Origin of the sequence: Pseudomonas sp. Z1-12, assembly GCF_051132015.1 — a bacterium.
Classification (GTDB): Bacteria; Pseudomonadota; Gammaproteobacteria; order Pseudomonadales; family Pseudomonadaceae; genus Aquipseudomonas; species Aquipseudomonas zanjanensis.
The window spans coordinates 5,553,103-5,570,040 of the sequence record NZ_CP071647.1 but is presented as its reverse complement, the minus strand read 5'-3'; the positions used below and the strand labels follow the sequence as shown (position 1 = coordinate 5,570,040).

At 61.6% G+C, this 16,938-nt stretch carries 16 protein-coding genes; 13 read left to right on the top strand and 3 right to left on the bottom strand.

Annotation, left to right across the window (positions count from 1 at the left end; all coding sequences use genetic code 11):
- Window positions 1-86 precede the first annotated feature (86 nt).
- From eutB to J3P85_RS24155, 7 genes are all read left to right on the top strand, one after another.
- Entirely contained in the window at window positions 87-1,058 is a 972-nt protein-coding gene (eutB, locus tag J3P85_RS24185) for a hydroxyectoine utilization dehydratase EutB (protein WP_434703800.1), read from the top strand.
- A gap of 22 nt (window positions 1,059-1,080) precedes the next feature.
- Window positions 1,081-2,073 carry a cyclodeaminase gene (locus tag J3P85_RS24180; protein ID WP_434703799.1) on the top strand — a complete coding sequence of 331 codons (993 nt, stop codon included), beginning with the start codon at window positions 1,081-1,083 and terminating at the stop codon, window positions 2,071-2,073.
- A 39-nt stretch (window positions 2,074-2,112) separates the two neighbouring features.
- Window positions 2,113-3,303, top strand: coding sequence for an ectoine hydrolase DoeA (gene doeA / locus J3P85_RS24175; RefSeq protein ID WP_434703798.1), 1,191 nt, complete (start codon window positions 2,113-2,115; stop codon window positions 3,301-3,303).
- Between the two features lie 3 nt (window positions 3,304-3,306).
- Window positions 3,307-4,308 carry a N(2)-acetyl-L-2,4-diaminobutanoate deacetylase DoeB gene (gene doeB, locus J3P85_RS24170; RefSeq protein ID WP_434703797.1) on the top strand — a complete coding sequence of 334 codons (1,002 nt, stop codon included), beginning with the start codon at window positions 3,307-3,309 and terminating at the stop codon, window positions 4,306-4,308.
- A 189-nt stretch (window positions 4,309-4,497) separates the two neighbouring features.
- Window positions 4,498-4,977: an Lrp/AsnC family transcriptional regulator gene (locus tag J3P85_RS24165; protein WP_434703796.1), complete on the top strand. Its 480-nt coding sequence runs from the start codon at window positions 4,498-4,500 to the stop codon at window positions 4,975-4,977.
- A gap of 130 nt (window positions 4,978-5,107) precedes the next feature.
- Window positions 5,108-6,595, top strand: a complete 1,488-nt coding sequence (locus J3P85_RS24160) for an NAD-dependent succinate-semialdehyde dehydrogenase (RefSeq protein ID WP_434703795.1) — start codon at window positions 5,108-5,110, stop codon at window positions 6,593-6,595.
- Window positions 6,592-7,977: an aspartate aminotransferase family protein gene (locus J3P85_RS24155; RefSeq protein ID WP_434703794.1), complete on the top strand. Its 1,386-nt coding sequence runs from the start codon at window positions 6,592-6,594 to the stop codon at window positions 7,975-7,977. The genes J3P85_RS24160 and J3P85_RS24155 overlap by 4 nt, the downstream gene beginning before the upstream one ends.
- Window positions 7,978-8,222: 245 nt before the next feature.
- On the opposite strand, the gene J3P85_RS24150 is transcribed toward J3P85_RS24155, so the two are convergent.
- Window positions 8,223-8,660, bottom strand: a complete 438-nt coding sequence (locus J3P85_RS24150) for a YhcB family protein (RefSeq protein ID WP_181287677.1) — start codon at window positions 8,658-8,660, stop codon at window positions 8,223-8,225.
- A gap of 148 nt (window positions 8,661-8,808) precedes the next feature.
- On the opposite strand from J3P85_RS24150, the gene J3P85_RS24145 reads away from it, so the two are divergent.
- The 3 genes from J3P85_RS24145 (at window position 8,809) to zapE (ending at window position 12,014) form a co-directional block, all read left to right on the top strand.
- Window positions 8,809-9,438 carry an alpha/beta hydrolase gene (locus J3P85_RS24145; protein ID WP_434706420.1) on the top strand — a complete coding sequence of 210 codons (630 nt, stop codon included), beginning with the start codon at window positions 8,809-8,811 and terminating at the stop codon, window positions 9,436-9,438.
- A 24-nt stretch (window positions 9,439-9,462) separates the two neighbouring features.
- The gene (locus tag J3P85_RS24140; protein WP_411385573.1) at window positions 9,463-10,818 is read left to right on the top strand and encodes a tryptophan--tRNA ligase; all 1,356 of its coding nucleotides are present in this window, start codon (window positions 9,463-9,465) and stop codon (window positions 10,816-10,818) included.
- Window positions 10,819-10,919: 101 nt separating this feature from the next.
- Window positions 10,920-12,014: a cell division protein ZapE gene (gene zapE, locus J3P85_RS24135; protein ID WP_434703793.1), complete on the top strand. Its 1,095-nt coding sequence runs from the start codon at window positions 10,920-10,922 to the stop codon at window positions 12,012-12,014.
- Window positions 12,015-12,195: 181 nt separating this feature from the next.
- Here zapE and J3P85_RS24130 read toward each other — a convergent pair whose 3' ends face one another.
- Window positions 12,196-13,092, bottom strand: a complete 897-nt coding sequence (locus J3P85_RS24130; protein ID WP_186705196.1) for a GlxA family transcriptional regulator — start codon at window positions 13,090-13,092, stop codon at window positions 12,196-12,198.
- Between the two features lie 244 nt (window positions 13,093-13,336).
- On the opposite strand from J3P85_RS24130, the gene J3P85_RS24125 reads away from it, so the two are divergent.
- Window positions 13,337-14,473, top strand: coding sequence for an acyl-CoA dehydrogenase family protein (locus J3P85_RS24125; protein WP_186729577.1), 1,137 nt, complete (start codon window positions 13,337-13,339; stop codon window positions 14,471-14,473).
- A gap of 127 nt (window positions 14,474-14,600) precedes the next feature.
- On the opposite strand, the gene J3P85_RS24120 is transcribed toward J3P85_RS24125, so the two are convergent.
- A complete protein-coding gene (locus tag J3P85_RS24120) occupies window positions 14,601-15,641 on the bottom strand; it encodes an NADP(H)-dependent aldo-keto reductase (RefSeq protein ID WP_434703792.1) in 1,041 nt (346 codons plus the stop codon).
- A 245-nt stretch (window positions 15,642-15,886) separates the two neighbouring features.
- Between J3P85_RS24120 and rplM the strand changes: the two genes are divergently transcribed.
- Both rplM and rpsI read left to right on the top strand, forming a co-directional pair.
- Entirely contained in the window at window positions 15,887-16,315 is a 429-nt protein-coding gene (gene rplM, locus J3P85_RS24115; protein ID WP_003205365.1) for a 50S ribosomal protein L13, read from the top strand.
- Window positions 16,316-16,329: 14 nt separating this feature from the next.
- On the top strand, window positions 16,330-16,722 hold the full coding sequence (gene rpsI / locus J3P85_RS24110; protein ID WP_003205364.1) for a 30S ribosomal protein S9: 393 nt from the start codon (window positions 16,330-16,332) through the stop codon (window positions 16,720-16,722).
- Window positions 16,723-16,938 lie beyond the last annotated feature (216 nt).

The following is a 16,938-nucleotide window of genomic DNA, read 5'->3' as shown; positions in this document are numbered from 1 at the left end:
TAATCGATTTAAATTGCCCTAGTACATTCATCACCACAATCCAGCCCTCTTAGACTGCGCCCAATACATCCGCTCGGGACGCAGTCATGACAGGGTTGCAGCTTCAGGACATTTACCTCGCCCGCCAGCGCATTGAGTCGCTGGTGCGGCGCACGCCCATGGAGCATTCCCCGAGCCTGACGCGGTTGATGGGCGTGCCGGTGTATCTCAAGCTGGAAGCCCTGCAAATCACCGGCAGCTTCAAGCTGCGCGGGGCGAGCAATGCTGTCGCGCAACTCAGTTCCGAGCAGAAGGCCCAGGGCGTGGTCACCGCGTCGACCGGTAATCATGGCCGGGCGCTCGCCCACGCGGCCTCGCAGCAGGGCGTCCGGGCGATTGTCTGTCTGTCGAACCTGGTGCCGGCCAACAAGGTGCAGGCGATTCGCGATCTGGGCGCCGAGGTGTGCATCGTCGGCCAGTCCCAGGACGACGCCCAACGCGAAGCCGAGCGCATCGCCCGGGAGCAGGGGGCGTTGTTTTTACCGCCCTTCGATCACCCAGCGATCATCGCCGGCCAGGGCACCCTCGGCCTGGAGATCCTCGAACAGCAACCGGAAGTGGCCCAGGTCCTGGTGCCGTTATCCGGTGGCGGCTTGTTCGCCGGTGTCGCCCTGGCTCTCAAAAGTGCCAACCCAGCGATTCAGGTCCACGGCATCAGCATGGCCCGCGGTGCGGCGATGCACGCCAGCCTCGCCGCCGGACAGCCGGTGGACATCGAAGAGTTGCCGACCCTGGCCGACTCCCTCGGTGGCGGCATCGGCCTGGACAACCGCTACACCTTCGCCATGACCCGGCAATTGCGCGATGACGTGCACCTGCTCTCGGAAGCCTCCATCGCCAATGCCATCCGCCACGCCTATCACCACGAGCGCCTGGTGCTCGAAGGCGCCGCCGTGGTGGGCATCGCGGCGCTGCTCGACGGCCTGGTCGAGCCGCGCGGCCCCATCGTCCTGGTGGTCAGCGGGCGCAACGTCGACACCGAACAACATGCCCGCGTGATCGCTGGCGCCAATGCCTGATAACCGTTAATGGAGCCCTGTCATGAGTGAAGTCACCCTATTGAGCGAGGCTGACCTGCGCAGTTGCGTGGCCCTCGACCTGGCCAGCATCGACGCCATCGAGCAGGCTTTCGTGCTGTTGGCCACCGCCGCCGTGGCGATGCCGCCGATCCTGCGATTGGACATCCCCGAGCACAACGGCGAAGTGGATGTGAAGACCGCTTACCTGCCGGGCCTGGAACGCTTCGCCATCAAAGTCAGCCCGGGTTTTTTCGATAACCCCAAGCTTGGCCTGCCCAGCCTTAACGGCATGATGATGCTGCTCTCGGCACGCACCGGTTTGCTGGAGGCGCTGTTGCTGGACAACGGTTACCTCACCGCCGTGCGCACCGCCGCCGCCGGTGCCGTGGCGGCGCGGTGCCTGTCTCGCGAGGACAGCCGCAGCGTCGCGCTGATCGGTGCCGGCGAACAGGCGGCGTTGCAGCTTCAGGCGCTGCGCCTGGTGCGGCCCATCGACGAGGTGCGGGTCTGGGCGCGTGATGTACAAAAGGCCAAGGCGTTCAGCGCCGGGCTCGCTCGCGACACAGGGCTCGCCGTCACGCCATGTGCCTCCATTGACGCTGCCCTGGAAGGCGTGGACATCGCCATCACCTGCACCCCCAGTCGCGAGCCGCTGATCGAAGCTCGCCATCTGCATCCCGGCCTGCACATCACGGCGATGGGTTCGGACGCGGAGCACAAGAACGAAATTTCCCCGCAAGCCCTGGCGGCCGTCGACTGCTATGTCGCCGATCGCCTGAGCCAGACCCGCGTACTCGGCGAACTGCACCACGCCCTGGCGGCCGGCACCGTACGCGATGACCTGGCGCTTCTGGAGTTGGGACGAGTACTGGCAGGGCAACGGCAGGGGCGCTCCGATGCGGCGCAAGTGACGCTTTGCGACCTGACCGGCACCGGCGCCCAGGACACCGCCATCGCCAACCTGGCGTTCGAGCGGGCGAGGGCGGCGGGCAAGGGCTTTGCGTTCGGTCGCTAGATCATTTTCTTCATGAGTTATTGAACAGAGGGCAGGTGGATGTCAGAGATCGTCGTCAATCTTCCGTTTAAACGGGAGGAATACGCCCAGCGCCTGGCGAAGGTTCGCGCGGCCATGCAGGCCCAGGGCCTGGAGCTGCTGCTGGTCACCGATCCGTCGAACATGGCTTGGCTCACCGGCTATGACGGTTGGTCGTTCTATGTGCACCAGTGCGTGCTGCTGGCGCTGGAGGGCGAGCCCGTGTGGTTCGGCCGCGGCCAGGATGCCAACGGTGCCAAGCGCACGGTGTTCATGCAGGCCGACAACATCGTCGGCTACCCGGACATCTACGTGCAGTCCCGCGAGCGCCATCCCATGGACTACCTGTCCCGGGAGGTGATCATCGCCCGTGGCTGGGGCGCGCTGAGCATCGGCGTGGAGATGGACAACTATTACTTCAGCGCCGCCGCGTTCCTGTCGCTGCAAAAGCACTTGCCCGACGCGATGCTGGTAGACGCGGTGGGCCTGGTGAACTGGCAGCGCGCGGTCAAGTCGCCCCAGGAAATCGCCTACATGCGCATCGCCGCGCGCATCGTCGAGAACATGCACAGCCGGATCCTCGAACGGATCGAACCGGGCATGCGCAAGAACGAACTGGTGGCAGAGATCTACAGCAGTGGCATCCTCGGTGCCGATGGTCATGGCGGCGACTACCCGGCCATCGTGCCGCTGTTGCCCACCGGCGCCGATGCCAGCGCGCCGCACCTGACCTGGGACGATTCGCCGTTCGAACGGGGCGCCGGGACTTTTTTTGAAATCGCTGGTTGCTACAAGCGTTACCACTGCCCGTTGTCGCGGACGATTTACCTGGGCAAGCCGCCGCGACATTTCCTCGACGGTGAAAAAGCCGTGGTCGAAGGCATCGCCGCCGGCCTGGACGCGGCCAAGCCGGGCAACACCACCGGGGACATCGCCGTGGCGTTTTTCAATGTGCTGGAGAAATTCGGCATCCACAAGGACAGCCGTTGCGGCTACCCCATCGGCATCAGTTATCCGCCGGATTGGGGCGAGCGCACCATGAGCCTGCGCCCTGGCGACAACAGCGTGTTGCAACCGGGCATGACCTTCCACTTCATGCCGGGGCTGTGGATGGACGATTGGGGCCTGGAAATCACCGAGAGCATTTTGATCACCGAAACCGGCGTCGAGACGCTGTGCAACGTGCCTCGTCAACTGTTCGTGAAGGATTGAGCCATGCCTGACGTGCCCAACAATCCCATCAGCGCCACGGTCGACTTCAGTCGCGAGGGCGTGCAGCACGGCTTTCTCAAGCTGCCGTATTCGCGGGACGATTCGGCCTGGGGCGCGGTGATGATCCCCATCACCGTCATCCAGCGCGGCAGCGGCCCGACGGCGCTGCTCAGCGGTGGCAACCACGGTGATGAATACGAAGGCCCGGTGGCCTTGAGCAAACTGGCCCAGCGGTTGACCGCCGAGGACGTCAGCGGACGAGTGATCATCGTGCCGTTCATGAACACCCCGGCCTTCCATGCCGGGCGCCGCACTTCACCCATCGACAAGGGCAACCTGAACCGCAGTTTCCCCGGCAGGCCGGACGGCACCGTCACCGAGAAAATCGCCGACTATTTCAATCGCACGTTGTTGCCGTTGGCGGACATTGTCCTGGACATTCACTCCGGTGGCCGGACCCTGGATTTCCTGCCGTTCGCCGCCTGCCACGTCTTGCCGGACAAACAGCAGCAGGCCCGCTGCGAGGCCGGGATGCTGGCGTTCAACGCGCCATATTGCATGCGCATGCTGGAGCTGGACGCCGGGGCGATGTACGACACGGCGGCCGAATCCCAGGGCAAGGTGTTCGTTACCACCGAACTGGGAGGCGGCGGCTCATCGACTGCCCGCAGCGTGGCGATTGCCGAGCGTGGAGTGCGCAACCTGCTGATCCACGCCGGCATCCTGCGGGGCTCGATCGAGTTGCAGCCGTCGTTGATGCTCGACATGCCGGACCCCAGTTGTTTCATCGCCAGCGAACACAACGGCTTGCTGGAAATGTGCCGTGATCTTGGTGAAACCGTCACCCAGGGTGAGGTGGTGGCGCGTATCCATGACACCACCCGCAGCGGCGTCGCCCCGGTCGAATATCGCGCCGCCCGCAACGGCCTGCTGGCGGCCCGGCACTTTCCCGGGCAGGTGCAGTGTGGCGATACGTTGGTGGTGATTGCGGATGTGTTGGCTTGATAACAGCCAGCCACAAAATCCCCTGTGGGAGCGAGCTTGCTCGCGATAGCGGTCTGCCTGAGCCGGTGATGTTGGATGTGCCGACGCCTTCGCGAGCAAGCTCGCTCCCACAGGGGGTTGCGGTGACTGTAGATTTATGCCCCCACAGGGGCGGTGTGATTTTCTGATTTGTCTGGAGAGCCCGGCCCCATGCACAAGCTCGATCGCTACGACCTGAAGATCCTGCAGATCCTCGCCGAGGACGGGCGCATCACCAAGTCGAGCCTGGCCGAGGCCATCAACCTGTCGGTGACGCCGGCCTGGGAGCGGGTGCGCAAGCTGGAAGCGGCGGGCTTGATCATCGGTTACCGGGCGCAGATCGATTGGGGCGCGGTGTTCAAGCGCCAGCAGGTGCTGGTGGAGATCACCCTGGCCCGGCACACCGCCCAGGACATGCGCCGTTTCGAGCAACGCATGATCGCCGCGCCGGAAGTGGCGTTCTGTTACGCCACCGGCGGCGGTGTGGATTACCTGGCGATGATCCAGGCCCCGGACGTCGATGCCTATCAGCGTTTTGTCGACCAACTGCTGCTCGAAGACCTCGGCATCGAACGCTACTTCACCTACATCGTCACCAAGACCATCAAGACCGCCGGTGCGTTGCCGGCGGAGTTGGCACCATCTTCCTGAGCACCGCAGAAAACACGTTCCAGCAGGTCTTTTCCGGAAAAAAACCAAGGTCTGGCCCCGCGCAAACACCCGAAAGCCCAAGCATCGCTGCCCTAGCATGGGTTCACGCAAACGGTCTGGAGTGAACGTCATGCCTTATCAACATCCGCTGCTGTTCAAAGCGCTTTGCTACATCGATGGCCATTGGGTCCACAGCGACAGTGGCCAAAGCATCGCGGTGCACAACCCTGCCACCCGCACGGTTATCGGCCATGTGCCGATGCTCGATCAGCCACAGATCGTCGCGGCGGTGGACGCAGCGCATCGCGCCTTCCCGGCGTGGCGCGAGCAGAGCCTGGAGACGCGCGGCGCAATCCTGCGGCGCTGGGCAGCGTTGATCACCGAACACAGCGAAGACCTCGCACACATCCTCAGCCTGGAGCAGGGCAAGCCGTTGGCCGAGTCCCGTGGCGAAATCGCCTATGCCGCCAGCTTCATCCCTTGGTTCGCCGAGGAAGCCCGGCGCCTTTACGGCCAGAACATCCCCAGCCATATCCCGAATGCGCACCTGGGCACCATCAAGGAGCCGGTGGGCGTCTGCGCGCTGCTCACACCGTGGAATTTCCCTTCGGCGATGATCACCCGCAAGGCCGCCGCGGCCCTGGCTGCCGGCTGCACGGTGGTGATCAAGCCCGCCCACGAAACACCGTACTCAGCGTTGGCCCTGGCGCAATTGGCCGAGGAAGCGGGCTTTCCCGCCGGGGTCTTCAACGTGGTCTTGGGCGAGCCGCAAATGGCCATGGAAACCCTGGTCAAGGACCGTCGTGTACGCTCGGTGAGTTTCACTGGCTCAACCCGGGTCGGCAAACTGGTGCTGCAAGCGGCGGCCCATGACGTGAAGAAAGTCGCACTGGAACTGGGCGGCAACGCGCCGTTCATTGTCTGCGCCGATGCTGACCTGACGCTGGCGGTGAAAGTCGCTGTGGAAGCGAAGTTCCAGACCTCGGGCCAGGATTGCTGCGCGGCCAACCGAATCATGGTGCAACGCTCGGTGTACCCGGCGTTCCTCAGTCGTTTCGCCGCAGCGGTGCGTGGCTTGCGCGTCGGGCCGGCCATGGTCGGTCAACAGGAACAGGACGTGGATGTCGGGCCGTTGATGCACCAGGCGGCGTTCGATGCGACCGCTGATCGTGTCGCCGATGCCCTGGCGCTGGGCGCTCAGCGCTTGGTGGGGGGCGAGGCCCATGCCTTGGGCGGGTTGTTCTATCAACCGACCGTGCTGGCCGATGTCACGCCGCAGATGCGCATCTACCGTGAAGAAAACTTCGCGCCCATTGCCGGGGTGATGCCGTTCGACACCCTGGACGAAGCCATCGAAATGGCCAACGACACCGAATACGGGCTGGCGGCCTATATTTGTTCGAACCGCCTGGACGTTATCTATCCGCTGATTCGCCGTCTCGGCCACGCCATGGTCGCGGTCAACGGCGTCAAGTTCACCGGCCACCCGATCCCCTTCGGTGGCATGAAAGCCTCCGGCCTCGGTCGTGAGGGTGGCAGCGAGGGCTTCGAGCCCTTTGTCGAAACCAAATATTTTTGCCTGCACCATCAAGGCCAGTTCCCAGGAGAGTCCGCATGAGCCAAGAACTCAATACGCTATTCGAACAAGACCGTGCGCATTTCATGCACCCCTCGACCCACGCCCATGACCACGCCAGCGGCGCGCTCAAGGGCCGGATCATCAAGAGTGCGTCAGGCGTTCGCATTCGCGACCATGAGGGCCGTGAGTTCATCGACGCCTTTGCCGGGCTCTACTGCGTGAACATCGGCTACGGCCGCACGGAGGTGGCTGACGCCATCTATAAGCAGGCCAAGGAACTGGCCTACTACCACACCTACGTCGGCCACTCGAGCGAGGCGATCATCGAGCTGTCCAGTCGCATCATGGACTGGGCGCCGGAAGGGATGAAGAAGGTCTACTACGGATTGTCCGGCTCCGATGCCAACGAGACCCAAGTCAAATTGGTGCGCTACTACAACAACGTGCTGGGCCGGCCGCTGAAGAAAAAGATCATCTCGCGGGACCGTGGCTACCATGGTTCGGGCATCATGACCGGCAGCCTGACGGGGCTGGCGACCTTCCACCAGCATTTCGACCTTCCGGTGGAAGGGGTCAAGCACACCGTGTGCCCGCACTGGTATCGCAAGGCCCCGGTGGGCATGGACGAAGCGGCATTCGTGCGCTATTGCGCCGATGAGCTGGAGAAGATGATTCTCGCCGAAGGCCCGGACACCGTGGCGGCGTTCATCGGTGAACCGCTGATGGGCACCGGCGGCATCATTGTCCCGCCCGCCGGTTACTGGGATGCGATCCAGGCCGTGTTGAAGAAATACGATGTGCTGTTGATTGCCGACGAGGTGGTCTGCGCGTTTGGTCGCCTGGGGTCGAAGATGGGCAGCCAGCGCTACGGCATGAAGCCGGACCTGATCACTACCGCCAAAGGCCTGACCAGTGCCTATGCGCCGTTGTCGGCGGTGATCATCGGCGAGAAGGTCTGGAGCGTGATTGAAAAAGCCTCCCAGGCCGAAGGCGCCATGGGCCATGGCTGGACGTACTCCGGTCACCCGATCTGCGCGGCGGCGGCATTGGCCAACCTCGACATCCTCGAACGGGAAAACCTCACGGCCAACGCCGAGAATGTTGGCGGCTACTTGAACCGTCGGTTGCGTGAAACGCTGGAAGGTCATCCGCTGGTGGGCGAGGTGCGCGGCGACGGCATGCTGGCCGCCGTGGAGTTCATGGCCGATCGTGAACAGCGCACGGCGTTCGACCCGGCACTCAAAGTCGGCCCGAAGGTCTCGGCTGCCTGCCTGGAGCGCGGCATGATCGCCCGCGCCATGCCCCACGGCGACATCCTGGGCTTCGCCCCACCGCTGATCCTGACCCGCGAGGATGCGGACCTGATCGTCGACATCACCAAAGGGGCCATCGACCAGGTGGCGGGTGAGGTGTTGGCTTAACTGAAATGCCTCAGGACACCGATCCCTGTGGCGAGGGAGCTTGCTCCCGCTGGGCCGCGAAGCGGCCCCAAAACCAGGCAACTCGGTGTGTCAGGAAAATCGAGTTCGCTGCTATAGGGCTGCTTCGCAGCCCAGCGGGAGCAAGCTCCCTCGCCACGGGGGATCAAATTGAAATAGGGAATAGGAACCAATAAAAAGCCCGCCTGATCATGGGATCGGGCGGGCTTTTGGTGTCGCTTGGAAATTTACTTCTTCAAACCGTAATGCTCATCGAGCATGCCGGGCGAATTCGGGGCCTTTGGCGCGTAGTCCCGTGGCGGTTCCTGGATCCCTTTGGGTGGGGTCAGGCGTTCCCGTGGCGTCTGTGCCGCATCGGCTTGCAGGGCAGCCAGCAGGCGCTGGCGAGTCTGCTCGTCCAGGGCAAGGCGATTGGCCCCCTCGGACAGATGATCCTGGACTTCCTGGTAGCTCTGGGTGAGTTTTTTCACCAGAGACGCGGTGCTGTTGAAGTGGGTGACCACTTCATTCTGATAACTGTCGAAACGTTCCTGAATGTCGTCCAGCTGACGTTGGGTGCTGTTGGGCACCGCGTTGGGCAGCAGTCGGGCAAGCAGGAATCCAATGGCGACACCGGCAACCAGGGCAAGAGTCGGCAACAACCAAACTAAGAGCGAGTGTTCCACGAGTCCTTCCTCTATAAACGGCTTTGCTTTACGTTAACGGCTCGGACCTGCGCTGTATACCGCGAAGAACATCGCAATCATGCCAGGCACAGACTTTTAGCTAGACGAGTCGACCCCATTCGGGGTCACGGAGTTCTTTCCCTTGCTTATGCGCGAAACCCCTGTAGTCATCGATGGCCCCGTGGGCCAACTGGAAGCCTTGTACTTGGACAACGAGGCCCCCCGTGGCCTGGCGCTGATCTGCCACCCGAACCCGGTGCAGGGCGGGACCATGCTCAACAAAGTGGTCTCGACCCTGCAACGCACCGCCCGGGATGCCGGGCTGGTTACGTTGCGTTTCAATTATCGTGGCGTGGGCGCCAGTGCTGGCACTCATGACATGGGCACTGGTGAAGTGGACGACGCCCAGGCGGTTGCCCAATGGCTGCGGGAAAAATACCCGCAACTGCCCCTGACCCTGTTCGGCTTTTCCTTCGGCGGATTCGTCGCCGCCAGCCTGGGCGGGCGCCTGGAAACCCAGGGACAACCGGTCAAGCACTTGTTCATGGTGGCCCCGGCGGTGATGCGCCTGGACGAGCAGTCGCCCTTGCCGACCGGTGGCGAATTGACCGTGATCCAGCCGGAAACCGACGAAGTGGTCGATCCGCAGCTGGTCTACGCATGGTCCGACACGCTCCAACGTCCCCATGAGCTGCTGAAAGTGGCAGAATGCGGACACTTTTTTCATGGCAAGCTGACTGATCTCAAGGATCTGATCCTGCCGCGCCTCTCGAATTGACAGCAGTCTGACAAGCGATAACCCATGACGACGCGTACCCGTATCCTGACCGGCATCACCACCACCGGCACCCCGCATCTGGGCAACTATGCCGGTGCCATCCGTCCGGCGATCCTCGCCAGCCGCGACAGCAACGCCGATTCGTTCTACTTCCTGGCCGACTACCACGCGCTGATCAAGTGCGATGACCCGCTGCGTATCCAACGTTCGCGCCTGGAAATCGCTGCTACCTGGCTGGCCGGCGGCCTGGACGTGGACCGCGTGACGTTCTATCGCCAGTCCGACATTCCCGAGATCCCGGAACTGACCTGGCTGCTGACCTGCGTCGCCGCCAAGGGCCTGCTCAACCGCGCCCACGCCTACAAGGCCTCGGTGGACAAGAACGTCGAGGCCGGCGAAGACCCGGACGCCGGCGTCACCATGGGTCTCTACAGCTACCCGATCCTCATGGCCGCCGACATCCTGATGTTCAACGCCCACAAGGTGCCGGTCGGCCGCGACCAGATCCAGCACGTGGAGATGGCCCGGGACATCGGCCAGCGCTTCAATCATCTGTTCGGCCAAGGCAAGGAGTTCTTCACCATGCCCGAGGCGCTGATTGAAGAAAGCGTCGCCACCTTGCCGGGCCTCGATGGCCGCAAGATGTCCAAGAGCTACGACAACACCATTCCGTTGTTCAGCAGCGCCAAGGACATGAAGGACGCGATCTCGCGAATCGTCACCGACTCCCGCGCCCCGGGCGAAGCCAAGGACCCGGACAATTCGCACCTGTTCACCCTGTTCCAGGCTTTCGCCACTGCCGAGCAGTCCGCCGAGTTCCGCAGCGAACTGTTGCAGGGCCTGGGTTGGGGCGAAGCGAAGAACCGCCTGTTCCAGTTGCTCGACAGCGAGCTGGGTGAGGCCCGCGAACGTTATCACCAGTTCATCGAGCGTCCGTCGGACCTCGAAGACATCCTGCAACTGGGCGCGAGCAAGGCCCGGGCCGTGGCAACGCCGTTCCTCAATGAACTGCGCGAAGCCGTTGGCTTGCGGTCCTTCGTCAGCCAGGTCCAGGTGGCCACCCAGACCAAAAAGAAAGCGGCCAAGGCGGCTCGTTTCGTCAGCTTCCGCGAGGATGACGGCAGTTTCCGTTTCCGCCTGCTTTCCGCCGAGGGTGAGCAACTGTTGCTCTCGAACAATTTTGCCGACGGCAAGACCGCAGGGCAGGTGACCAAGCAATTGCAGGCCGGCCAACCCCTGGACGTACGCAGCGACGAGCTGAGTTTCAGCGTCTGGCTCGAAGGCGAATGCGTGGCGAATAGCCCAGCGTTCACCGACAGTGCCGCCCGGGACGCGGCCATTGATGCCTTGCGCATTGCCCTGACGCCTGCCCAGGACTGATCCGGCACGTCACCCGACCATCGGCCCGAATAAGGGCCGATTGCCATTCTTCTGGGCCATCGCTACAGTGACGGCCCGTTTTTGTTGCCTTGCTAACGAATATGACGCCCCTAGAACGATATCAAGCTGATCTGAAACGCCCGGAGTTCTTCCACGACGCAGCCCAGGAAACGGCGGTGCGGCATTTGCAACGCCTGTACGACGACCTGGTCGCGGCATCGAAGAACAAGCCGGGCCTGTTGGGCAAACTGTTCGGCAAAAAAGACCAGGCGCCCGTCAAGGGCCTGTACTTCTGGGGCGGCGTTGGCCGTGGCAAGACCTATCTGGTGGATACCTTCTTCGAAGCGCTGCCGTTCAAGGAAAAGACACGGACGCACTTCCACCGCTTCATGAAGCGCGTGCACGAGGAAATGAAGACCCTGGGTGGCGAAAAGAACCCGCTGACCATCATCGCCAAGCGTTTTTCCGACGAGACCCGGGTGATCTGCTTCGATGAGTTCTTCGTTTCCGACATCACCGATGCGATGATCCTCGGCACCTTGATGGAAGAGCTGTTCAAGAACGGCGTGACCCTGGTTGCCACCTCGAACATCGTGCCGGACGGCCTGTACAAGGACGGTCTGCAACGAGCGCGTTTCCTGCCGGCCATCGCGCTGATCAAGGAACACACCGAAATCGTCAACGTCGACAGCGGCGTCGACTACCGCCTGCGCCACCTCGAACAAGCGGAGCTGTTCCACTTCCCGTTGGATGCGGCCGCCGAAGAAAGCCTGCGCAAGAGCTTCCGCGCCCTGACACCGGAATGCACCCAAGCGGTCGAAAACGACGAGCTGATCATCGAAAATCGCAAGATCCGCGCCATTCGCACCTGCGACGACGTCGCCTGGTTCGACTTCCGCGAACTGTGCGACGGCCCGCGCAGCCAGAACGATTACATCGAACTGGGCAAGATCTTCCACGCCGTGTTGCTCAGCGGCGTCGAGCAGATGAGCGTCACCACCGACGACATCGCCCGTCGCTTCATCAACATGGTCGACGAGTTCTACGACCGTAACGTGAAGCTGATCATTTCGGCGGAAGTCGAACTCAAGGATCTCTACACCGGCGGTCGCCTGACCTTCGAATTCCAGCGGACCCTGAGTCGCTTGTTGGAAATGCAATCCCACGAATTCCTGGCGCGGGCGCATAAGCCTTAGAAAGTTCGGAACACCAAAAAAGGCCTGCGATTGCAGGCCTTTTTATTTGCTGATTCCCCACCGGACCCTGTGGGAGCGAGCTTGCTCGCGATAGCGTCCTGCCAGCCAACGTCCATGCTGCTGAACCACCGCCATCGCGAGCAAGCTCGCTCCCACAGTGGATTTTTGCCAGGTACTTGGCTCACGCCGCCTGCTGAAACTGCTGTCGATACTGGTTCGGCGACAGGTCGGTATGTTGTCGGAACAGTCGTGCGAAAAAGCTCGCGTCGTCGTAGCCGACTTCGTAGCTGATGGTCTTGATGCTCTTGCGGCTGCCGGAGAGCAGGCCCTTGGCGGTTTCGATCCGCAGTCGTTGCAGGTAATGCAGCGGTTTGTCGCCCGTGGCGGTCTGGAAGCGGCGCATGAAGTTGCGGATGCTCATGCCATGTTCCCGGGCAACGTCCTCAAAACGGAATTTATCGGCGAAGTGCTCTTCGAGCCATTGCTGGATCTGCAGGATGATCACGTCCTGGTGCAGTTTCTGCCCGCCGAAGCCGATCCGTCCTGGCGAATAGCTGCGTTGCACTTCATACAGGATGTCCCGCGCCACGGCCTGGGCCACGTTGGCGCCACAGAAGCGTTCGATGAGGTAGATGTAGAGGTCGCAGGCTGAGGTCGTGCCGCCAGCACAGAACAGGTTGTCGGCGTCGGTCAGGTGTTTGTCCTGGTTCAGGTGCACCTGGGGGAAGCGCTCCTTGAAGGCATTGAAGAAGCGCCAGTAAGTGGTGGCTTCCTTGCCGTCGAGCAGCCCGGCCTCGGCCAGCCAGAACACCCCGGTGGCTTCGCCGCAGAGAACTGCGCCGCGAGCGTGTTGTTCGCGCAGCCAGGGCAAGACTTGGGGATAACGTTGGCAGAGGCCGGCGAAATCATCCCAGAAGGCCGGCAGGATGATGACGTCGGTATTTTCCAAGCCACCGTCCACCGGCATGATCACATCGCTGAAACTGTTCACCGGTTTGCCATCGGGGCTGACCAGCCGGGTTTCAAACGCCGGCGTCAGGCCGTGGCCCAGTTGTTTGCCATAGCGCAGGCTGGCCAGGTGGAAAAAATCCTTGGCTTGCATGAGGGTAGAGGCGAAGACCCGGTCGACTGCCAGGATGCTGACGCGCCGCAAGGGCGTGGAGGCGTGCATAGACATAATTCATCTTTATTTTTATAGGGGAAAGTGGTCAACAGACGGCTGGATCGTCTTATTTTTTGTCGGATGTGTCCAGTGTCCTGTCGTACGTCGCAGGCTTAGGCTCTGTCGGATAACCACGCCCAACAATAACCAAAGGTGCGCCATGATCCCAAGAACCCTGTTCAGTCCCGAGCACGAATTATTTCGCGACAGCGTACGAACCTTCCTCGAAAAAGAAGCCGTGCCGTACCACAGTCAGTGGGAAAAACAGGGGCATGTCGACCGTCAACTCTGGAACAAAGCGGGGGAGGCGGGCATGTTGTGCTCGCACCTGCCAGAGGCCTATGGCGGCCTCGACGCGGATTTCCTCTACAGCACCGTGGTGATCGAGGAGATCGGCCGCCTGGGGCTGACGGGGATCGGCTTCTCGCTGCATTCCGACATCGTCGCGCCGTACATCCTGCATTACGGCAGCGAAGCGCTGAAACACAAGTACCTGCCGAAACTGGTGTCTGGCGAAATGGTCACGGCCATCGCCATGACCGAGCCGGGCGCCGGTTCCGACTTGCAAGGGGTGAAGACCACGGCGGTGCTCGACGGGGATGAATACGTCATCAACGGCTCGAAGACATTCATCACCAATGGTTTCCTGGCGGACCTGGTGATTGTGGTCGCCAAGACCGACCCCAAGGCCGGCGCCAAGGGCACCAGCCTGTTCCTGGTGGAGGCGGGCACCCCGGGCTTTGAAAAGGGCAAGCGCCTGGAGAAAGTCGGCATGAAGGCCCAGGACACGTCGGAACTGTTCTTCCAGGATGTCCGCGTGCCGAAGGAAAACCTGCTGGGGCAGGCCGGAATGGGCTTTGCCTACCTGATGCAAGAGCTGCCCCAGGAACGCCTGACCGTCGCCATCGGTGGCCTGGCTTCGGCCGAAGCGGCGTTGCAATGGACCCTGGACTACACCCGTGATCGCAAGGCGTTCGGCAAATCCATCGCCGACTTCCAGAACACTCGTTTCAAGCTCGCGGAAATGGCCACCGAAATCCAGATTGGCCGGGTCTTCGTCGACCGCTGCCTGGAGTTGCACCTGCAAGGCAAGCTGGACGTGCCGACAGCGGCGATGGCCAAGTACTGGGGCACCGACCTGCAATGCAAGGTGCTCGACGAGTGCGTGCAGTTGCATGGCGGCTACGGCTTCATGTGGGAATACCCGATTGCCCGGGCGTGGGCGGATGCGCGGGTGCAGCGGATCTATGCCGGGACCAATGAAATCATGAAGGAGATCATTGCGCGGTCGCTTTGATAAGGGGTGGGTTTGAGTCGGCTATCGCAAGCAAGCTCGCTCCCACAGGGAATTTGTGCCTGATCGTATATTCGTGATCAGCACAGCCCCCTGTGGGAGCGAGCTTGCTCGCGATGAGGCCTATGGATCAGGGCGCCGGGTTCGGCTGATCCTTGTGAATCGCCTCGATCCCCGCCAGCACTTCATCCGACAGCTTCAGATCGAAGCTGGCGATGTTGCTGTCCAGCTGCTCCAGCGTGGTGGCGCCAATGATGTTGCTGGTCACGAACGGCTGCTGGGTGACGAACGCCAGGGCCATCTGCGCCGGGTCCAGGCCATGTTCACGGGCCAGGGCGACATAACGGCTGCAGGCGGCCTCCGATTGCGGGTTGAAGTAACGCATGAAGCGGCTGTAAAGGGTCAGGCGGCCCTTGGCGGGCCGTGCGCCGTTTTCGTATTTGCCCGACAGGAAGCCGAACGCCAGTGGCGAATAAGCCAGCAGTCCACATTGTTCGCGAATGGCGATTTCCGACAGGCCGATCTCGAAGCTGCGGTTGAGCAGGTTGTACGGGTTCTGGATCGACACCGCCCGCGGCCAGCCACGGGCCTCGGCCAGGGCGAGGAATTTCATGGTGCCCCAAGGCGTTTCGTTGGACAGGCCGATGTGGCGGATCTTGCCGGCGCGGACCTGCTCGTCCAGGGCTTCGAGGGTTTCCTCCAGCGGGGTGAACGTTTCGTCGGCCTTGTGCTGGTAGCCCAGTTGACCAAAGAAGTTGGTGCTGCGCTCGGGCCAATGCAGCTGGTAGAGATCGATCCAGTCGGTCTGCAGGCGCTTGAGGCTGGCGTCCACCGCTTCGACGATGTGGCGGCGGTTGTGCTTGAGGTGCTTGTCGCGGATGTAGTCGATGGTGTTGCCGGGGCCGGCGATCTTGCTCGCCAGGATCCAGTCGGCACGGTCGCCACGGCTCTTGAAGTAATTGCCGATGTAGCGTTCGGTGGTGGCGTAGGTCTCGGCCTTGGGGGGCACCGGGTACATCTCGGCGGTGTCGATGAAATTGATGCCGGCACCCTTGGCGCGTTCAATCTGGGCGAAGGCCTCTGCCTCGCTGTTCTGCTCACCCCAGGTCATGGTGCCGAGGCACAGGGCGCTGACATTCAGATCGGTACGGCCTAGCTGGCGATAGTCCATCGGGAACTCCTTGGGCAAAACAATCATAAAAGCAGGTTGAAATATTTTTCGCAATCTGCATAATTGCGCACCTCTTTCTGCAGTGGAAGTGATGCGCCGCCGCCGAAGAATCTTGCCGTTGAACGGACGCGCCGACCCGAGCCCCCGAAAGCGTCTGTATCCGGCTGCCTTTGACTTGTCAAAGTACGCACTATTCAGTAAGATCCGCCGTCTAATTTACAGGGCGGCCCCTGAGGCTATAAAGAATGAAAACTTTTACTGCTAAACCGGAAACAGTAAAGCGCGACTGGTTTGTCGTCGACGCTGCTGGTCAGACCCTGGGTCGTCTGGCCACCGAAATCGCGAGCCGTCTGCGTGGCAAGCACAAGCCTGAGTACACCCCTCACGTTGACACCGGTGACTACATCGTCGTGATCAACGCTGAGCAAGTACGTGTTACTGGCGCTAAAACCACTGACAAAATGTACTACTCCCACTCCGGTTTTCCTGGCGGCATCAAGTCGATCAACTTCGAAAAGCTGATCGCCAAAGCCCCTGAGCGCGTGATCGAGACCGCGGTTAAAGGCATGCTGCCTAAGAACCCACTGGGTCGCGACATGTATCGTAAGCTGAAGGTTTATGCGGGCGCTGCTCACCCTCATACTGCTCAGCAGCCCCAAGAACTGAAGTTTTAACGGAATAGTTCATTATGTCGGCGACTCAAAATTACGGCACTGGCCGTCGCAAGACTGCAACCGCACGCGTTTTCCTGCGTCCGGGCACTGGTAACATCTCCATCAACAACCGCTCCCTGGATAACTTCTTCGGCCGCGAGACTGCCCGCATGGTAGTTCGTCAGCCGCTGGAACTGACCGAGACCGTCGAAAAATTCGACATCTACGTCACTGTTATCGGTGGTGGTGTAAGTGGTCAAGCTGGCGCAATCCGCCACGGCATCACTCGCGCCCTGATGGATTACGACGAGACTCTGCGTGGTGCTCTGCGCAAAGCCGGCTTCGTAACTCGCGATGCTCGCGAAGTTGAACGTAAGAAAGTCGGTCTGCGTAAAGCGCGTAAGCGTCCGCAGTACTCGAAGCGTTAATTTCGCTTCCGCTTTCAAAAGGCGCCCAGTTCCTCACGGAGCTGGGCGTTTTTTTATGGGCAAAAGAATTGCTCTGTGACAACTTGCCACATTCGTAGAGCCCCTATACTACAAGGCTTGGCGGTTTGGCCGCTTGGTAATTACCTTGTCAGAATTGGGGCTTTTCATTACCATTCGGCAAAATTTTTATAAGTTCAGATTTTTACTTAGTAGACG